15 protein-coding genes and 1 tRNA gene are annotated in these 17,046 nt (G+C 70.5%); 9 read left to right on the top strand and 7 right to left on the bottom strand.

Features of this window, described 5'->3' with window-relative positions; genetic code table 11:
* Positions 1-159: 159 nt before the first annotated feature.
* The 4 genes from ACFY0F_RS37045 to ACFY0F_RS37030 all read right to left on the bottom strand — a co-directional run bounded on the left by ACFY0F_RS37045 (position 160) and on the right by ACFY0F_RS37030 (position 3,611).
* Positions 160-504 carry an ArsR/SmtB family transcription factor gene (locus ACFY0F_RS37045; RefSeq protein WP_388804812.1) on the bottom strand — a complete coding sequence of 115 codons (345 nt, stop codon included), beginning with the start codon at positions 502-504 and terminating at the stop codon, positions 160-162.
* Positions 501-959, bottom strand: a complete 459-nt coding sequence (locus tag ACFY0F_RS37040) for an SRPBCC domain-containing protein (protein WP_388804810.1) — start codon at positions 957-959, stop codon at positions 501-503. Before ACFY0F_RS37040 ends, ACFY0F_RS37045 begins: the two co-directional genes overlap by 4 nt.
* Before the next feature lie 89 nt (positions 960-1,048).
* The gene (locus ACFY0F_RS37035; protein WP_388804807.1) at positions 1,049-2,404 is read right to left on the bottom strand and encodes an ABC1 kinase family protein; all 1,356 of its coding nucleotides are present in this window, start codon (positions 2,402-2,404) and stop codon (positions 1,049-1,051) included.
* Positions 2,397-3,611 (bottom strand): TOMM precursor leader peptide-binding protein, encoded by a 1,215-nt coding sequence (locus ACFY0F_RS37030; RefSeq protein WP_388804804.1) that lies wholly within the window; start codon positions 3,609-3,611, stop codon positions 2,397-2,399. Before ACFY0F_RS37030 ends, ACFY0F_RS37035 begins: the two co-directional genes overlap by 8 nt.
* 249 nt (positions 3,612-3,860) lie before the next feature.
* Here ACFY0F_RS37030 and ACFY0F_RS37025 point away from each other — a divergent pair, with 249 nt between their 5' ends.
* From ACFY0F_RS37025 to ACFY0F_RS37010, 4 genes are all read left to right on the top strand, one after another.
* On the top strand, positions 3,861-4,454 hold the full coding sequence (locus ACFY0F_RS37025; protein WP_388804802.1) for a M48 family metallopeptidase: 594 nt from the start codon (positions 3,861-3,863) through the stop codon (positions 4,452-4,454).
* Positions 4,455-4,590: 136 nt separating this feature from the next.
* Complete coding sequence (locus ACFY0F_RS37020; protein WP_388804799.1) at positions 4,591-6,255, top strand: TerD family protein; 1,665 nt, start codon at positions 4,591-4,593, stop codon at positions 6,253-6,255.
* Between the two features lie 11 nt (positions 6,256-6,266).
* Positions 6,267-6,947 carry an AIM24 family protein gene (locus ACFY0F_RS37015; RefSeq protein ID WP_388804796.1) on the top strand — a complete coding sequence of 227 codons (681 nt, stop codon included), beginning with the start codon at positions 6,267-6,269 and terminating at the stop codon, positions 6,945-6,947.
* A gap of 17 nt (positions 6,948-6,964) precedes the next feature.
* Positions 6,965-7,720, top strand: a complete 756-nt coding sequence (locus ACFY0F_RS37010; protein WP_388804793.1) for an AIM24 family protein — start codon at positions 6,965-6,967, stop codon at positions 7,718-7,720.
* 74 nt (positions 7,721-7,794) lie between these two features.
* Here ACFY0F_RS37010 and ACFY0F_RS37005 read toward each other — a convergent pair whose 3' ends face one another.
* Complete coding sequence (locus ACFY0F_RS37005) at positions 7,795-8,322, bottom strand: NUDIX hydrolase (protein WP_388804790.1); 528 nt, start codon at positions 8,320-8,322, stop codon at positions 7,795-7,797.
* The gene (locus ACFY0F_RS37000) at positions 8,319-9,749 is read right to left on the bottom strand and encodes a zinc-dependent metalloprotease (protein ID WP_388804787.1); all 1,431 of its coding nucleotides are present in this window, start codon (positions 9,747-9,749) and stop codon (positions 8,319-8,321) included. Before ACFY0F_RS37000 ends, ACFY0F_RS37005 begins: the two co-directional genes overlap by 4 nt.
* Positions 9,750-9,940: 191 nt before the next feature.
* On the opposite strand from ACFY0F_RS37000, the gene ACFY0F_RS36995 reads away from it, so the two are divergent.
* The 3 genes from ACFY0F_RS36995 to ACFY0F_RS36985 all read left to right on the top strand — a co-directional run bounded on the left by ACFY0F_RS36995 (position 9,941) and on the right by ACFY0F_RS36985 (position 13,040).
* Entirely contained in the window at positions 9,941-11,053 is a 1,113-nt protein-coding gene (locus ACFY0F_RS36995; RefSeq protein WP_388804784.1) for an SDR family oxidoreductase, read from the top strand.
* An 82-nt stretch (positions 11,054-11,135) separates the two neighbouring features.
* Positions 11,136-11,597, top strand: a complete 462-nt coding sequence (locus tag ACFY0F_RS36990; protein ID WP_388804782.1) for a molybdenum cofactor biosynthesis protein MoaE — start codon at positions 11,136-11,138, stop codon at positions 11,595-11,597.
* 345 nt (positions 11,598-11,942) lie between these two features.
* The gene (locus tag ACFY0F_RS36985) at positions 11,943-13,040 is read left to right on the top strand and encodes a PDZ domain-containing protein (RefSeq protein WP_388804779.1); all 1,098 of its coding nucleotides are present in this window, start codon (positions 11,943-11,945) and stop codon (positions 13,038-13,040) included.
* A gap of 96 nt (positions 13,041-13,136) precedes the next feature.
* On the opposite strand, the gene ACFY0F_RS36980 is transcribed toward ACFY0F_RS36985, so the two are convergent.
* Complete coding sequence (locus ACFY0F_RS36980) at positions 13,137-13,679, bottom strand: PPA1309 family protein (RefSeq protein ID WP_388804776.1); 543 nt, start codon at positions 13,677-13,679, stop codon at positions 13,137-13,139.
* A gap of 164 nt (positions 13,680-13,843) precedes the next feature.
* On the opposite strand from ACFY0F_RS36980, the gene ACFY0F_RS36975 reads away from it, so the two are divergent.
* Both ACFY0F_RS36975 and ACFY0F_RS36970 read left to right on the top strand, forming a co-directional pair.
* Complete coding sequence (locus tag ACFY0F_RS36975; RefSeq protein ID WP_388804823.1) at positions 13,844-16,720, top strand: UPF0182 family protein; 2,877 nt, start codon at positions 13,844-13,846, stop codon at positions 16,718-16,720.
* A 51-nt stretch (positions 16,721-16,771) separates the two neighbouring features.
* A tRNA-Met gene (locus ACFY0F_RS36970) sits at positions 16,772-16,845 on the top strand.
* Positions 16,846-17,046: the final 201 nt, after the last annotated feature.

Below are 17,046 nucleotides of genomic sequence, written 5' to 3'. Positions count from 1 at the left end.
CGCGCCCGGACCCGCACCAGCCCACTGGCAGCACTTCGCCCCGCCGCATAACGACGGGGCGAAGCATCAGGGCCGGGGATTAAGCCAACAGCGTCGTCCGCACGGACCGGCCCCCGCGGTGCGTCGTGCCGGGCGGAGGTGTCTGACGGAACGCGGTGTTCAGGGCCCGGGGGGTTCCTCCGCCAGGTCCTTGATCGCTCGCAGCCGGTGTTCCCACTGGGTGGCCAGCGCGTCCATCCAGCGTGTCGCTCGTCTCAGCGGGTGCAGTTCGGCCTCGTAGCGCACCTCGCGTCCGGTGCGGTGGGCACGGACGAGCCCGGCACGGTCGAGGACGGCCAGGTGTTTGGCCACCGCTTGCCGGGTGACGGGAAGGCCCGCCGCCAGCGATGTCGATGTGGCTCCGCCCTGCGCGGTGAGGGTGGCGAGGATCTGACGGCGGATCGGATCAGCCAGGGCCACCAGGACGTCTTCCGGGGCCGGTTCGGTGTCGGTGCTGGTGGTCATGGAGCGGGGTGTTCGCAGTCCGTGCGCAGGTGATCGAGCTTGCCGGGCCAGTTCTGGCTGTTGGCGCGGTGGCGGACGGCGGCCTCGTCGCCCGGCAGCACGAGTCGCGCGAAGCCGCTCTCGACCATGGTGAGCCGGGTACCTCCGGCGGGGCCGTCCGCGGCCAGGGTGAATTCCACCAGGGTGGCATTGGTGTCGTCCGGTTCCTCTCCGGCGGCACCCTGGGACCACCGCCAGGACAGGACGCGAGGTGGCTCGACCCGCTCGATGCGGGCGGGGATGGCGCCATGGACGCCGTGATCGAAGAGCAGCAGACCACCGGGGCGCAGGTCGATCTTGACCGGCTCCCCGCTGCCGAACCAGCGACCGAGGAACGCGGGCTCGGTGAGCACCGTCCAGACCCGTTCCGGCGAAGCGTTGATCACTATGCCGCGTTCGATCGTGTCGGGGGTCATGGCAACCTCTTCTCGTCAGGAAGTGCTACCAAAAGGTTGCACGTGCGCGTATCCCTCGCGCAACCGCTCGGTTGTATATCGCTGAGTGCTCACGCCTCTGCCGCCGGCTCCTCCGTCGTCTCCCCGGGCATGAACCCCGGCAGCCATTCCTGGAGCTCCTCGCGCAGCCGTACCGTCGCCCCGAGCTGGCACAGGACCCCGATGGTGCTCAGGGTGACCCGGTGTATGAGGAGGTACGCCGGGGGCAGATTGAGCTGTTTGCCCAGCTGGTAGGCGGGGGAGCGCGGGTCGGCGATGCGGGCCGCCTGGCTGCGCATCCAGGAGCGGGTGAAGGTGAACTCCTCCACCTGGGCCGGTTCGATGATCGGCAGGAGATAGTCCAGGACCGCGTCCGGATCCAGCTCTATGGACTCCTTGACGAAGCCCTCGGCGCACAGCAGCTCGTAGACCTCGTCGGCCCTGCCTTCGAGGGTCAGGCGCAGGGATTCGCCGATCGGTGTCGGCAGGCCCCCCGGGAGGCGGTCGACGGTGCCGAAGTCCAGGACGCCCAGACGCCAGCTGCCCTCGCCGTCGGGCAGCAGCCGGAAGTTGCCCGGATGCGGGTCGGCGTGCAGCAGTCCGGTGCGGGCCGGACCGGAGAACAGGAAGCGGGCCAGGAGCTGGCCGGCGCGGTCGCGCTGCTCCGTGCTGCCGTCCGCGATCACCTCGGAGAGCGGGACGCCGTCGATCCACTCCGTGACCAGCACCTGATCGCACTGGTGCACCACCGCGGGGACCACCACGTCGGGGTCGTCCGCGAACTCCTCGGCGTGCGCCTGCTGTGCCTGGGCCTCGAGACCGTAGTCCAGCTCCTCGGAGACGCGGTCCCGCAGTTCCGTGATGAGCGGCTTGATGTCCATGCCCGGGATGAGCGGACCCAGCAGACGTGCGAAGCGGCTCAACTGGCTCAGATCGGACAGAAGGGCTTCGCCCGCCCCCGGGTACTGCACCTTGACCGCCACTTCGCGGCCGTCCTGCCACAGCGCACGGTGCACCTGTCCGATCGAGGCCGCCGCCGCGGGCTTGTCCTCGAACTCCAGGAACAGCTCACGCCACCGCGGCCCCAGCTGCTCCTCCAGCACGGCATGCACCGTCCGGGTCGGCATCGGCGGAGCCGCGTCCTGCAGCTTCGTCAGTGCCGCGCGGTAGGGCCCGGCGACCTCCTCGGGCAGCGCCGATTCGAAGACGGACAGTGCCTGTCCGAACTTCATGGCCCCGCCCTTCAGCTCGCCGAGCACCTTGAACAACTGCTCGGCAGTCCGCTGTTGCAGCTCACGGCCGACGATCTCCGCGGATTCGCCCACGATCCGTTTGCCCAGGCCCCAGGTCGCCCGTCCGGCGAAGCCGAGCGGGAGCGCGGCGAGCTTGGCGGTCCGGGTGACCGCCTTCCGGGGAAGATCAGACATGAGCCCTCCAAGTCCCAGTCGGCCGCGCCGCGTCTTCCGTGCTTCGTCGATTCGTCGACGGCCGTTGCACCGCCATTGTCTCGTGCGGCTCTCCGTTAGTGGAGGAGTGTGCCCCCTTACCTCTGTCCGCGGCCCCGCACGGGCATGCGGGATGCGGCCAGATCGGCCGGGCGTGCCAGTTCAGACCGGGCACGGAGACCTCCCAGCGAGCCCCCGCGCTCGATGGCGTCCCGCCGTCGAGGAAGGCCAGGGTGTGCGCGGCCGCCAGCCCGGCGACCGTCGTGGCCAGCGCCAGATCGCACGGCGGCACCGGGTGGGCCTTGCCGGAGCGCCACTGCGCGATCAGGCGGGGCCAGGCCGGGTCCCGGTCCGTGCGGCCCTGGTGCAGGCAGCCGGCGCAGCCGGTCTCGCCGGGCAGTACGAGCGGGCCCACGACGCCGGTTCCCTCCACCACCCCGGCATGGAGATGGGGCGTCCCGGAGGCCATCAGCGGCTCGGTCGCGGCCGGGTCGGGGGCGTGCACGGTCACGTCGTCGCGCGGGCTGAGGATCACCAGCGAGAAGCCGGGGTCGCCGCGGTCCGGCGACGGCCGCCGAACGCGGCGCGACGGTCGCCCCGGGGCCGCCGCGCGGACCGCCTGCCGTGCGGTCTCCGCCCGGCGCTCGCCGACGGACTCGGCCGGCAGCCCGCCCGGCCCGACGTCCCACGGCTCGACGCACCCGACGTCACGCACGTCCACCTGGCCGACGCCCGCGCCCGACAGCAGCGAGGCCAGCAGGGCACCGACTCGGCCGGCACCCCTGATCTGTACGCGCTGCGAACGGCGGGCCGCCAGCCGGGCCATCGCCTCGCCCGGCTCGCAAGCGGTCAGCGACAGCGACGCCAGGTCCGGCCGCAGCCGGTCGAGCACATCCGGCTCGGCGCGCAGGGCGTCGGCGCCCGGGCCGCCGCCCTGCGCGTCGTCGACGAGTCCGGCTCCCGTCAGCTGCTGTACGAGCCCGTCGACATGGCCGTCGGGCAGATCCATGCGGCGCCCCTCCTCCCGCAGGAGCGGAAGCCCGCGAGTGCCGTTGAGCAGATCCAGGAAACTGCCCGTCGCCGTGTCCATCGGACCGAGCGTCATCGCGTGCGCCGGAGTCATCCCGAACTGCACGGTATTGAGGTCACGCCAGCCGCGCCGCAGCGCGGGTTTCACCATCGGATGCATCGCAGGCCCCCGTAGCCCTGAAAAAGTCTCCGCACGTCTTTCGTCCGGTGGAGCCGGTCACGCTCCGCCGCCGACTGACAGCATGCCCGCTCCGGCGGATCGGTGTCCGAAGTTGTCCACAAGCGGCAGGATTCGTCATACAAATCAATTCCGCAGATCAGTGCTACGAATCAAACGCACGGCTGGGGATCCACCGCCAACCGTTCCGGACCCGGGACTTCCCGCACGCGCAGCGGGTAACGTCGGGGCGTGCCCGCCGATCCACTGCACCGCGCCGGAAAGCCACAGCGCAGCACGACGAGCCAGCCGCCGAGCGGCTCGGGGGCGAGCGCGATCGAGGTCCGCAGGAGCACCCGGCGCCGCCGGACGGTATCCGCGTACCGCGAGGGCGATCGCACCGTCGTACTGATCCCTGCCCGGATGTCGAAGGCGGAGGAGCAGCGCTGGGTGAGCGTCATGCTCGACAAACTGGCCGCCAAGGAGAGCAAGCGTGTGCTGCCCGACACCGAACTGGCCGAGCGGGCACAGCGGCTGTCGGCCCAGTACTTCGGCGGCCGGGCCCGGCCCACCAGCGTGCGCTGGGTCACCAACCAGAACACCCGCTGGGGTTCGTGCACCCCGGCCGAGGGCAGTATCCGGCTCTCGCACCGGCTGCAGGGCATGCCCGAGTACGTCGTCGACTACGTCCTCCTCCATGAGCTCGCGCACCTGCTCGTCCCCGGCCACGGCCCGCGTTTCTGGCAGCTGCTGGAGGCCTATCCGCGCACCGAACGGGCGCGTGGCTACCTCGAAGGAGTGGTCGCCGCCGACCGGTTGCCCCACACGCCGGACGCGGCCGAGTGACGGTGGCGCGACACGCCCCCTGACGGCCGCGGACCACGGTTGTGTACCGGCTCTGTACCGGCTTCGTCCGGTGTCAGGGTTTGCCGTTAGCCTGGCGCGACGCACTCGCACTCGGGATGGGGGACGGTCGTAACGCATGGCCAGGGAATTCCAACGCGGCCACAAGGCCAGGATCAGTGACCTCACGGCGGGCACCGATCTGTACGTAGGCGTGCAGATCACCGCCCCCGGACTGACCTTCGACATCAGCTGCTTCGGCCTCGACGCCGACGAACGTCTCTCCGACGACCGGTACTTCGTCTTCTTCAACCAGCCGAAGTCCCCCGAGGAGTCCATCCAGCTGCTGGGCGCGCAGGCGGGCGACACCGAGTCCTTCCGCGTCACTCTGGACCGGATCCCGCCGCAGATCCAGAAGCTGTCGTTCACGGCGACCGTCGACGGCGCCGGGCAGATGTCGCAGATCGGCCCCGGGTACCTGCGCATCGTGGCCGGTGGCGAGGAGGTGGCCCGGTACTCGTTCGACGGCTCGGAGTTCTCCACGGAACGGGCCGTGATGCTGGGCGACTTCTACCTGAAGGACGTGTGGCGGTTCGCGGCCGTCGGGCAGGGCTTCGACGGAGGTCTGGAGGCGCTGCTGAAGAACTTCGGCGGCGAGGTCCTCGAGGAGGAGACACCCGCCGCCCCGCAGCAGCCGCAGACCGGGGCCGCGCCCGGCTTCGCCCCGCCCGCCCAGGCCGGCCCGCCCCCCGCATTCGGTGTCCCGTCCGCCCCGGCGCCGGCCCCCGCGCCGCAGCCCGCCCCGCAGGGCTTCACGCCGCCGCCCGCGCCCACGCCGCCCCAGGCCCCGGCCGCTCCGGCTCCCGCGCACGATGTGCACGCCGCGCCGACCGTGATCGCCCCCCTGACCCCGCCCGGCGCCGTCCCGCCCCCGTCCCCGGCACCGCAGTACGGCGGGCCGGCCGCCCCGAGCGCGCCCATGCCCCCGGGCTACGGCCGGCCCCAGCCGCCGCACGCCCCGGCCCCGCCTCCCGGTCACGGCCGGCCGACCGCGCCTCCCGGCTACGGTCAGCAGCCTGCGTTCGGGCAGGTCCCGGGCCAGCAGACCGCACCGTACGGCGTGCCCCAGGGCGCCCCGCAGGGCGCGGGTGTCGGTGCCGCGCTCCAGAAGTTCAAGGAGACGCCCACCGGGCAGCGCTGGACGCAGCAGAACAACAAGCTCATCCGCGTCGACCTCGGCATCGGTGGCCAGCCCGTGCTCGCCCGCCAGGGCAGCATGGTGCTCTACCAGGGCAAGGTCGACTTCAGCTACAAGGGAGCGGGCTTCGCCGGCCGGCTCGTGGGCAACGCGACCGGCCAGGAGATGCAGCTGATGCGCTGCACCGGCCAGGGCCAGGTGTTCCTCGCCGACAACTCCACCCATCTGCACCCGGTGGAGCTCCAGGGCGACGCGATCTGCGTCTCCGCCGACAACGTCCTCGCCTTCGACGAGAGCCTGCAGTACGAGGTCCGCCGCATCGAGGGGCACGGCATCCCCGGCGGCGCGCTGTTCACCATGCAGTTCCAGGGCACCGGCACGATCGTCGTCAAGACACACGGCACCCCCGTCGTCCTGCCCGTCACGCCCACCACGTTCGCCGACTGCAACGCGGTGGTCGCCTGGTCGGCCGCCTCGCAGGTGATCGTCTCCAGCCAGGTGCGCATGCGCCGCAACGCCTACCCGGGCGACACCGGTGAGAGCGTCAACCTGCAGTTCCGGGGAGCGCCCGGGAACTTCATCGTCGTCCAGCCGTACGAGGTCTGAGGGAGCCCGTCATGAACCAGCCGCTCGCGGGCCACGCCCCCGCACCCGTCACCGCCCGCATGGAGAACCACGGCAACCACATGCTGAAGGTCGCCATGCAGACCGGGAACGACCTCTTCGCGCGCGTGGGCTCGATGGTCGCCTACGAGGGCTTCGTCCAGTACGAGCCGAACCCGCCGGCCGTGCGCCAGATCGCCCGGGACTGGATGACCGGTGAGGGCGCCCCGCTGATGAAGTGCACCGGCGACGGCCTGCTCTATCTCGCCGACTACGGCGCCGACGTAGTCGTGATCAACCTGGACGGCGACGGCATCTCCGTCAACGCCACCAATCTGCTCGCCTTCGACGCGCACCTCACCTGGGGCGTCGAGCGGGTCAAGGGTCTGGCGAAGTTCGCCGGTCAGGGCCTGTGGAACACGAAGATCTCCGGGCAGGGCTGGGTCGCCCTGACCTCGCGGGGCAAGCCGATCGTCGTCGACTGCGGCGGCGGCGAGGACGAGACGTACGTCGACCCGGACGCGCTCGTCGCCTGGTCCCCGAACCTCAAGGTCAAGGGAAAGCGCAGCTTCAAGGCGCAGTCGCTCATCGGCCGGGGCAGCGGCGAGGCCTACCAGATGGCCTTCTCCGGCCAGGGCATCGTCGTCGTCCAGCCCAGCGAGGACAGCACCGACCGCCTCCGGATCCGGGGCTGAGGGGGAGCACACACACCATGCAGAGCCCGCTTTTCGCCCACAACGACCTGCAGACGCAGGAGCGCTGGAGCCTGCAGAACAAGCAGATGCTCCGCGTCGTCCTGGAGGGCCACGACGACATCCTCGCCCGCAAGGGCACCATGGTCGCCTACCAGGGCCTGGTCGAGTTCGACGCCGAGTACCGCAGCAACAACCAGGCACGCGCGCGTGCCTACACCGGGGAGGGCCTGGACCTGATGCGCTGCCACGGGCAGGGCACCGTCTACCTGGCCAACCTCGCCCAGCACGTCCACGTCATGGAGGTGGAGCAGGACGGGCTGACGGTCGACAGCAGCTACGTCCTCGCCATGGACTCCTCCCTGCACCACGAGGTCATCGCCGTCGACAGCCTGTACGGCATCTCCGGCTCCGGGAAGTACCAGCTCAACATCACCGGACGCGGCAAGGTCGCCCTGATGACCTCGGGCGCCCCGCTGCTGATGCAGGTCACCCCTGACAAGTACGTCAACTGCGACGCCGACGCGATCGTCGCCTGGTCCACCGGGCTCCGGGTGCAGATGCAGGCCCAGACGCACTCCTCGGGGGTGTGGCGGCGCCGGGGCAGCACCGGTGAGGGCTGGGAGCTCAGCTTCATGGGCAGCGGCTTCGCGCTGGTCCAGCCGAGTGAACTGCTGCCGCCGCAGAACGCCCAGATCGGTCAGGGCCTCGCCGCGCAGTTCGGCATGGGGCAGCAGGGGGCTCGCGGACAGAACCAGGGCAACGTCTGGAGCTGAGCATGCGTAAGGGGTGACCGCCCAGGCGGTCACCCCTTACCTCCACCCCTTGCCTGCACCGCTGCCGGCCCCGTTCAGAGCCTCGCGCGTGTGGCTTCGAGCAGTCGTACGACGGATTCGTCCGCCACGTCGGCCACCCGGTCGTAGGGGAACCAGCGCAGGTCGAGGGACTCGTCGCTGATCGCCTCCACGGCACCGGCCGGAGCCAGCGCCGCGTACTGGACGTCGAGGTGCCAGGCGCACGGCGTGAGATGGCGGTCCAGGCGCACCGGCCCACCGGGGAGCAGCGCGAGCCCCGCGACGCCCGACTCCTCCGTCGCCTCGCGCAGGGCGGCGCCCGCCAGCGCGGTGTCCTCCGGCTCGCAGTGACCGCCCATCTGCAGCCACATCCGCAGCTTCTTGTGGAGGGTCAGCAGCACCCGCTCGCGCTCCGGGTCGATCACCAGGGCGCTCGCCGTGACGTGCCCGCTCTCGCAGGCCTTCCACATGCCGTCCGGATGTGCGTCCAGGTGCCGCAGATAGAGCTCGCGCAGCTCGTCCTGGCCCTCGTAGCGGCCCTCGTACCCCTTCAGCACGAGGACCGCGTCGTCGTGGAGGCTCACTCGGCGTCGTCGCCCTTGGCCTCGCCGTCGTCCTTCTTGCGCAGGTCGGGCTTGTCCGCCGCCTCGCCGAGCATCTTGTCCAGCTCGGAGAAGTCCAGCTGCTCGCGGTGGACGAAGCCGTCCGGGTCGTCGAGGTCGGTCGCCGTCGGCAGCATGTCCGGGTGGGCCCACAGGGCGTCCCGGCCGTCCACGCCGCGCGCGTCGGTGAGCGAGGCCCACAGACGGGAGGCGTCGCGCAGGCGGCGCGGACGCAGCTCCAGGCCGATCAGCGTGGCGAACGTCTGCTCGGCCGGGCCGCCCGTGGCGCGGCGGCGGCGCAGGGTCTCCCGCAGCGCGTCGGCGGACGACAGACGCGGCTTGGCGGCCGCGTGGACCACCGCGTCGACCCAGCCCTCGACGAGCGCCAGAGCCGTCTCCAGACGGGCCAGGGCGGCCTTCTGCTCCGGAGTGTCCTCCGGCTGGAACATGCCCTGCTGGAGGGCGTCCTGCAGCTGCTCGGGGTTCTGCGGGTCGAACTGGCCGACCACGTCCTCCAGCTTGGCGGTGTCGACCTTGATCCCGCGCGCGTAGCCGTCGACCGCGCCGAACAGATGCGAGCGCAGCCACGGCACGTGCGCGAACAGGCGCTGGTGGGCGGCCTCGCGCAGGGCGAGGTAGAGCCGCACCTCCTCCTTCGGCACGCCCAGGTCCTGGCCGAACGCGTCCACGTTCACCGGCAGCAGCGCGGCCTTGCCGGCCGGGCCCAGCGGCAGACCGATGTCGGTGGAGCCGACCACCTCGCCCGCGAGCACGCCCACGGCCTGCCCGATCTGCGTGCCGAACATGGCGCCGCCCATCGAGCGCATCATGCCGATCAGCGGGCCCGCCATGGCCTGCATCTCCTCGGGCAGGACGTCGCCCATGGCCGCGCCGACCCGCTCGGCGACCGGGTCGACGAGCTCCTGCCAGGCCGGCAGGGTCGCCTCGACCCACTCCGCGCGGGACCAGGCCACCGCGGTACCGGCACCGGACGGCAGGGACGTCGCGTCGTCCAGCCACAGATCGGCCAGCCGGACGGCCTCCTGCACGGACTGGCGCTCGGCCGATCCGACGCTCGAGTCCTTGACGCCGCCGGGGCTGCCCTGGGAGACCGTCTGGCGGGCGATCTGCTTGGCCATGTCCCAGTTCACCGGGCCGCCCTCGTAGGAGAGCATCTGCCCCAGCTGCTGGAAGGCGGCGCCCAGGTCGGTGGGGTTCAGCGAACCGAACATGGCCGCGAGCGGATTGTCGGCGCCGGGGCCGCCAAAGCCTCCGGCTCCGGGCAGCCCGAAACCGAACGGGTTGGCCGGTCCCTGCCCACCACCGCTCTCGTGGTCCTTCTTCTTGCCCTCGTCGCCGTCGTCCGGCTCCTCCGGCGGAAGGCCGAATCCGAATGGGGTGTCACTCACTGGGTTCCTCGGCTGGTAAGGCCACCGGTTCTTCCGGCGGCGCGGCTGCCCGACAACACCACCCAGCGTAGACACCCCGGCCCGATCGGGCCTCGGTGCTTCGCCGACTCTCGGCCTGCGGCAGGATGGATGCCACCTGGTACGTACGCGTCACCCGCGCCCGTACTGAAGACAACCGCTGGAGACGACTGGTGAGTTCCCCAGATCCGCAGGTTCGCGCAGCGCGAAACCATTCAACCGGTCCTGCCGCGCGCGGGCCCGTCGTCGCCGTCACCGGTGCCGCCACCGGGGTCGGGGCACTGCTCACCGAGCGGCTCGCCGCGTCGGACGGGGTCAAGCAGGTCGTGGCCATCGACGAACGGCGCGGGGAGTGCGCGGCGGCGCAGTGGCACATCCTCGACGTGCGCGACCCGGCCATCGCGGACAAGCTGCGGGGCGCCGACGTGGTCGTCCACCTCGCGCTCGACCTGGATCTGGAGACCGATCCGGCGGCGCGTACGGCTTACAACGTCCGGGGGACGCAGACCGTGCTGACCGCCGCGGCGGCGGCCGGGGTGCACCGGGTGGTGCTGTGCACCTCCGCGATGGTCTACGGGGCGCTGCCGGAGAACGAGCTGCCGCTGTCGGAGGACGCGGAGCTGCGGGCGACGGCCGAGGCGACCGGGGTCGGGGACCTGCTGGAGATCGAGCGGCTGGCGCGGCGCGCTCCGCGGGCGCATCCCGGGCTGAACGTCACCGTGGTCCGGCCCGCGGTGCTGGTCGGCGGCACCGACACCGCGCTGACGCGCTACTTCGAGTCGCCTCGGCTGCTGGTGGTGGCCGGGTCGCGGCCGGCCTGGCAGTTCTGCCACGTCGAGGACCTGTGCAGCGCGCTGGAGTACGCCGTGCTGGAGAAGGTCGACGGGGAACTGGCCGTCGGGTGCGACGGGTGGCTGGAGCAGGAGGAGGTCGAGGAGCTCAGCGGGATCCGGCGGATGGAGCTGCCGTCGGCGGTGGCGCTGGGCGCGGCGGCGCGGCTGCACCGGATCGGGCTCACCCCCTCGCCGGCCGGGGACCTCGCGTACACGATGTACCCGTGGGTGGTGAGCGGGAGCCGGTTGCACGACGCCGGGTGGCGGCCGAAGTGGACCAACGAGGAGGTTCTCGAGGAGCTGCTGGAGGAGGTCTCGGGGCGGCACACGGTGGCCGGGCGGCGGCTGGGCCGGAAGGACGCGACCGCGGCGGGGGCCGCGGGGGCGACGGTGGCCCTGCTGGGCGCCGCCGCCGTGGTGCGGCGGGCCCGGAAGGCGCGGCGGCGGATCTGAGGGAGACCGCCCGCCGCCCCTGCCCTTCCCTGTCCCGGGGGCTCCGCCCCTTCGACCCCGTCGTGTGCGGCACGATGGTGGTATGGCATCCAGCAATGAGCACCCCGGAGAGCGCGCCGCTCAGCACCCCGTCAGGTTGATCGGCGTCCGGGAGACCGCGCTCTCCGTGGACGAGGTCTTCCAGGCCGTCGGGGACGACGCCGCCGGCGGGATCGCGCTGTTCGTGGGGACCGTGCGCAATCACGACGGGGGTGCCGACGTGGACGCGCTGGGGTATTCGTGTCATCCCAGCGCGGAGGCCGAGATGCGGCGGATCGCGGAGAAGGTCGTCGCGGACCACCCGGTGCGGGCGCTGGCAGCCGTGCACCGTGTGGGTGACCTCCGGGTGGGGGACCTCGCCGTCGTCGTCGCGGTGGCGTGTCCGCACCGGGCGGAGGCCTTCGAGGCCTGCCGGAAGCTGATCGACGACCTCAAGCACGAGGTGCCGATCTGGAAGCACCAGAAGTTCTCCGACGGCACCGAGGAGTGGGTCGGCGCCTGCTGAGTCCACGCGCCGTCGCCCGGTTGCGTAACCGCACCCCTGCCGCGAGCGTTGTCAGGGCGGAAGGTTAATCTGCTGATCAGTCAGTTGCGGACACTCGCATGGGGTTGGGAGGTCGGCATGGCGGCGCTCGCCTGGTTGTTGATTCCGCTGGTGGCTGCTATCGGCGCCGGTCTGTGGGGCACGTGGGCCAACCGGACGCGGAGAGTACGGAGCGACGGTCCCGAGCTGGACGGATACGCCCGGTTCCGAGAGGCCATGGAGAGGTCCCACTCCGGCACTTGACGGGCACGGTACAAGGGCGGGCCCTGACGGTGCGCTGACAGTGGCGTCCCGTAGTGTCGATGCATGCCACGCCGCACCGCGACGATGCTCGCCTCCACCCTGATGCTGATCGCGCTCCTGTGCGCGGGGGTCTTCATTCCCGTGCCGTACTCGGAGATGTCGCCGGGGCCGACCGTGAACACGCTCGGGGACCACGACGGCGAGCCGGTGCTGCAGATCTCCGGGCACAAGACGTACGCGGCCTCCGGGCACCTCAACATGACCACCGTCAGGGTCACCAGTGCCGACTACAGGATGAACCTGGTCGAGGCCGTCTACGGCTGGCTCGCGCACGACAGCAAGGTCGTGCCGCACGACACCCTCTACCCGGACGGCAAGACGGAGCAGCAGTCCACCCAGGAGAACGCCGAGGAGTTCACCCAGTCGCAGGAGAGCGCCAAGGTCGCCGCCCTGAAGGAGCTGGGCATCCCGGTCAGGTCCTGGGTGATCGTCTCCACCGTGGGCAAGGACACCCCGGCCGAGGGCCGACTGCACGCCGGTGACGTGATCAAGGCCGTGGACGGCACGGCGGTCAGGAAGCCGGACGACGTCGCCAAGCTGGTCACCAAGCACAAGCCCGGTCAGGACGTCGTCTTCACGGTCGTCCCGGCCAAGGAGCAGGCCGCCGCCGAGAAGGAGAAGCGGACGGCGACCACCACCAAGGACGTCAGGATCACCACGAAGACGTCGAACGACGCCGGCCCCAAGCGCGCCATCGTCGGCATCTCCGCCGGGACCGACCACACCTTCCCGTTCAGCATCGACATCAAGCTCGCCGACGTCGGCGGCCCCAGCGCCGGCCTGATGTTCTCCCTCGGGATCTACGACAAGCTCACCCCCGGGGACCTCACCGGCGGCAAGTTCGTCGCCGGCACCGGGACCATCGACGACGACGGCAAGGTCGGGCCGATCGGCGGCATCCAGATGAAGACCATCGGCGCGCGCGGCAAGGGCGCCCAGTACTTCCTGACCCCCGCCGACAACTGCGCGGAAGCCGCCAAGGACACCCCGAGCGGCCTCCGGCTCGTCAAGGTGAACACCATCGCGGACGCCCTGAAGGCCCTCAAGGACATCCGCGGCGGTGACACCGCCGACCTGCCGAAGTGCACCACCAAGGGCTGACCCCGGCCGCCCGGACGCACAGCCGGCTCAGCGGCCTCGGCCAGCCGGCCGGACCAGCCGGATCTGCCGACTCGGCTCAGCCCGGCTCAGTCCTGCTCAGTCGGCGAAGGTCGCCGTCAGCGCCTCCGCCAGCCCCGGCACCAGGTCGGGGCCGGTGAGGACCTCCGTGGGGGAGTCCTTCTCGCGCAGCCGCAGCGCCGACTCGCGGGTGCCGTCGCGCAGCACCGCGACCGTCATACGGACCTCCTGGCGTTCGGGATGGGTGGCCACCCACTTCGCCAGCCTCTTGTCGTCCAGGCCCTCGGGGACCTGGGCCTCCGCGGACGGGGGCAGCATCAGACGCTCCACGGTCAGCGCACAGCCGGTCACCGCGTCGGGCCAGGCGATGGTGCCGAGGAACTCGTCGAGCGCCCGGTTCGTTGGAATCTCGTCCTGCTCGATCGGGGTGAGACCGGTGGTCTCCGGCTCGTCCTGCAGGCCGAGCTGCGCCGCGAGCGAGGGTTCCTGGGCCCGCAGCTGCGCGGTGTCTACAAGGGCGAAGAGGCGAGCGGGCTGATCCCAGCCGAGGCCGGAGGCGTACTCGTCGATCTCGAGTACCGCCCGGGTGAGCGGGCTCGCTGCCATGGGAGTGTTGGACATGGTCACAATCCTGCCTCGTTCCTGGCCCGAACCGGGAACCGAGTAAACCGTGAGTAAGTTGCATAGGTGTGGGACCGCGATCACGGGGGACCACGGACGGCCCGAGAACACGAGGGCCTGACGGATCGACAGCGAACTTCGAGGGGCGCACCTTGGCTTTCCAGATGCCGGACCGCGGCGGAGGCCCGACGGGGCCGCGTATCAGAGTGGGCCGCCCGTCCCGGCGCGCCAGGACCCTGCTCATGACCTTGGGGGTCCTCGCCGCGCTCGGCATGGCGTTCACCATGTTCGCCGGCTTCTGGACCGACTGGCTCTGGTACCGCTCGGTGCACTACTCGTCCGTGTTCACCACCACCCTGTCGACGAAGACCGGCCTCTTCTTCGTCTTCGGGCTGCTGATGGCCGTCGCGGTCGGCTTCAACATCTGGCTCGCACACCGGCTGCGGCCCCCGCTGAGCGCCATGTCCCTGGAGCAGCAGAGCCTCGACCGCTACCGGATGGGCATCGCCCCGTACAAGAAGTGGCTGCTGTTCGCCATCACCGCACTGGTGGGCCTGATCGCGGGCGCGTCCGCGGCCGGCCAGTGGCGGACCTGGCTGATGTGGGTCAACGGCGTGCCCTTCCACCAGAAGGACCCCCAGTTCCACCTGGACGTCTCGTTCTACGCCTTCGACCTCCCCTGGTACCGGTTCCTGCTCGCCTTCGGCTTCGCCGCCACGATCCTCTCCCTGATCGCCGCCGCACTCACCCACTACCTGTACGGCGGGCTGCGCGTCACCAGCCCGGGCGCGCGCGCCACGGCCGCGGCGACCGGCCACCTGTCGGTGCTCCTCGGCGTCTTCGTCGCCCTGAAGGCGGTCGCCTACTGGCTCGACCGGTACGGGCTGGCGGTCAAGTCCAGCGACTTCAAGGCCAGCGACCACTGGACCGGTCTGAGGTACGTCGACGCCAACGCCTACCTGCCCGCCAAGACGATCCTGTTCTGCATCGCCGTCATCTGCGCCCTGCTGTTCTTCGCCACCCTGTGGCGGCGCACCTGGCAGCTGCCCATGATCGGCTTCGGACTGATGGTCCTCTCCGCCATCCTCATCGGCGGGCTGTACCCGGCGATAGTCCAGAAGTTCCAGGTCCAGCCGAACGAGCAGGCCAAGGAAGCCCCGTACGTCGAGAAGAACATCAAGGCCACGCGCGAGGCCTACGGCATCGACGACGCGAGCGTCTCCGAGTACGCGGGCACGAGCACCGCGAAGGACAGGACGACCCTGCGCGACGACGTCGGAAAGGCGGCGAGCATCCGGATCCTCGACCCGAACATCGTCTCGCCCACGTTCCAGCAGATGCAGCAGATGCGGAACTACTACGGCTTTCCGACCAACCTCGACGTCGACCGGTACGCCAAGAACGGCCGGGAGCAGGACACCGTCATCGGCCTGCGCGAACTGAACCTCGCCGGCATCCCGAAGAAGAACTGGATCAACAACCACTTCCGCTACACCCACGGCTACGGGGTGGTCGCCGCCAAGGGCACCGAGGCGGACTCCCAGGGGCAGCCGGTCTTCACCGAGTCCAACCTGCCGTCCAGGGGCGACCTGCCGGCGTACCAGCAGCGCGTCTACTACGGCGAGAAGACCACCACGTACTCCATCGTCGGCGGCCCGCAGAAGGAGGTCGACTACTCGGACAACGAGGGCGAGAGGACCACCAGCTACAAGGCCAGGAGCGGGGTCAGTCTCTCCAGCCCGATCAACCGCGCCGCCTACGCGGTGGCCTTCAACGAGCCGCAGATCCTCTACTCGGGTGCCATCGGCAAGGGCTCGCGGATCCTGTACAACCGCACCCCCAAGGAGCGTGTCGAGGCGGTCGCCCCTTGGCTGACCATCGACGGCGACGCCTATCCGGCGGTCGTGGACGGGCGCATCCAGTGGATAGTCGACGCCTACACGACGACGAACGGGTATCCCTACGCCTCCCGCACCACTCTCGGCGACACGACCGCCGACTCGCTGACCGCCACCAACAACAACCGGGCGGTGGTGGCCCAGCAGAACCAGGTCAACTACATCCGCAACTCGGTGAAGGCGACCGTCGACGCGTACACCGGTGCGGTCAAGCTCTACCAGTGGGACACCAAGGACCCGGTCCTGAAGACCTGGATGAAGGCCTTCCCGGGCACGGTCGAGCCCCAGAGCGCCATCTCCGACTCCCTCAAGGCCCATCTTCGGTACCCGCAGGACCTGTTCAAGGTCCAGCGCGAGCTGCTCACCCGCTACCACGTGACGGACGCGCAGACCTTCCTCACGGGCAGCGAGGTGTGGCAGGTGCCGAACGACCCGACCAACAAGTCGGGCAACGCGGTGCCGCCGTACTACCTGAGCATGAAGATGCCCGGCCAGGCGTCGCAGGCGTTCTCGCTGTCGACGACGTTCACGCCCAACGGCCGGGACAACCTCAGCGCCTTCATGTCGGTGGACGCCGATGCGGGCAGCAGCGACTACGGCAAGATCAGAATTCTGAAACTGCCGACGAGTACGGCGGTCGCAGGACCGAAACAGGTCCAGAGCAAGTTCAACTCCGAGCAGGAGATCGCCGCGGCCATCAGGCTGCTCAAGGGCGGCGACTCCGACATCGAGTACGGCAACCTCCTGACCGTGCCGCTCGACGGCGGCCTGCTCTACGCGGAGCCGGTCTACGTGCGCGGCGGCAGCCTCAAGCTTCCGCTGCTGAAGAAGGTGTTGGTGACCTACGGAGGCAAGACCGCCTTCAAGGACACCCTCGACGAAGCCCTCGACGCGGTCTTCGGCACGAAACCCTCGACCGCACCGCCGGACACCGGCACCACCAATCCGCCCACGTCGACCAACCCGACGGTCCGGCAGGCCCTGGACGACGCCCAGAAGGCGTTCGACGCGGGGCAGGAGGCCCTGAAGAAGAACGACTGGACGGCGTACGGCCAGGCGCAGAAGGATCTCCAGGACGCGCTGAAGCGGGCCGAGAAGGCACAGTCGGAGGCCGGCAAGCCCGGCAAGCCCAGCGGCGGCTGACCGGGTTGATCAAGAGCCGCCCCGCGTCGTGGTACGGTTGCAACACAACGGCGCGGGGTGGAGCAGCTCGGTAGCTCGCTGGGCTCATAACCCAGAGGTCGCAGGTTCAAATCCTGTCCCCGCTACTGGAAACGAAGGCCCGGATCCTTACCACAGGATCCGGGCCTTCGTGGTGTGCGGACGGGCGGCGAACGCTTGTGCCGGTACGTCGAGCCGCCGCGCCGCGGTGGGGAGTTCGACGATTTGTGTTTGACTTGTCTCTCTGTGGGCATGTCGACAAAACGCTGAAGTGACCTCACAGGCTTGGGGTATACCGGGTGTACCGG

The organism is Streptomyces sp. NPDC001544 (assembly GCF_042894285.1).
Lineage (GTDB): Bacteria > Actinomycetota > Actinomycetes > Streptomycetales > Streptomycetaceae > Streptomyces.
Note: the sequence above shows the minus strand (reverse complement) of the source record. Positions and strands in the feature narration are given on the sequence as shown.

Excerpts from the sequence above, each read along its gene's own strand:
- ACFY0F_RS37045 (WP_388804812.1), bottom strand. The coding sequence starts at position 504 with ATGACCACCAGCACCGACACCGAACCGGCCCCGGAAGACGTCCTGGTG.
- ACFY0F_RS37040 (WP_388804810.1), bottom strand. The coding sequence starts at position 959 with ATGACCCCCGACACGATCGAACGCGGCATAGTGATCAACGCTTCGCCG.
- ACFY0F_RS37035 (WP_388804807.1), bottom strand. The coding sequence starts at position 2,404 with ATGTCTGATCTTCCCCGGAAGGCGGTCACCCGGACCGCCAAGCTCGCC.
- ACFY0F_RS37030 (WP_388804804.1), bottom strand. The coding sequence starts at position 3,611 with ATGCATCCGATGGTGAAACCCGCGCTGCGGCGCGGCTGGCGTGACCTC.
- ACFY0F_RS37020 (WP_388804799.1), top strand. The coding sequence starts at position 4,591 with ATGGCCAGGGAATTCCAACGCGGCCACAAGGCCAGGATCAGTGACCTC.
- ACFY0F_RS37015 (WP_388804796.1), top strand. The coding sequence starts at position 6,267 with ATGAACCAGCCGCTCGCGGGCCACGCCCCCGCACCCGTCACCGCCCGC.
- ACFY0F_RS37010 (WP_388804793.1), top strand. The coding sequence starts at position 6,965 with ATGCAGAGCCCGCTTTTCGCCCACAACGACCTGCAGACGCAGGAGCGC.
- ACFY0F_RS36990 (WP_388804782.1), top strand. The coding sequence starts at position 11,136 with ATGGCATCCAGCAATGAGCACCCCGGAGAGCGCGCCGCTCAGCACCCC.
- ACFY0F_RS36985 (WP_388804779.1), top strand. The coding sequence starts at position 11,943 with ATGCCACGCCGCACCGCGACGATGCTCGCCTCCACCCTGATGCTGATC.
- ACFY0F_RS36980 (WP_388804776.1), bottom strand. The coding sequence starts at position 13,679 with ATGTCCAACACTCCCATGGCAGCGAGCCCGCTCACCCGGGCGGTACTC.
- ACFY0F_RS36975 (WP_388804823.1), top strand. The coding sequence starts at position 13,844 with ATGCCGGACCGCGGCGGAGGCCCGACGGGGCCGCGTATCAGAGTGGGC.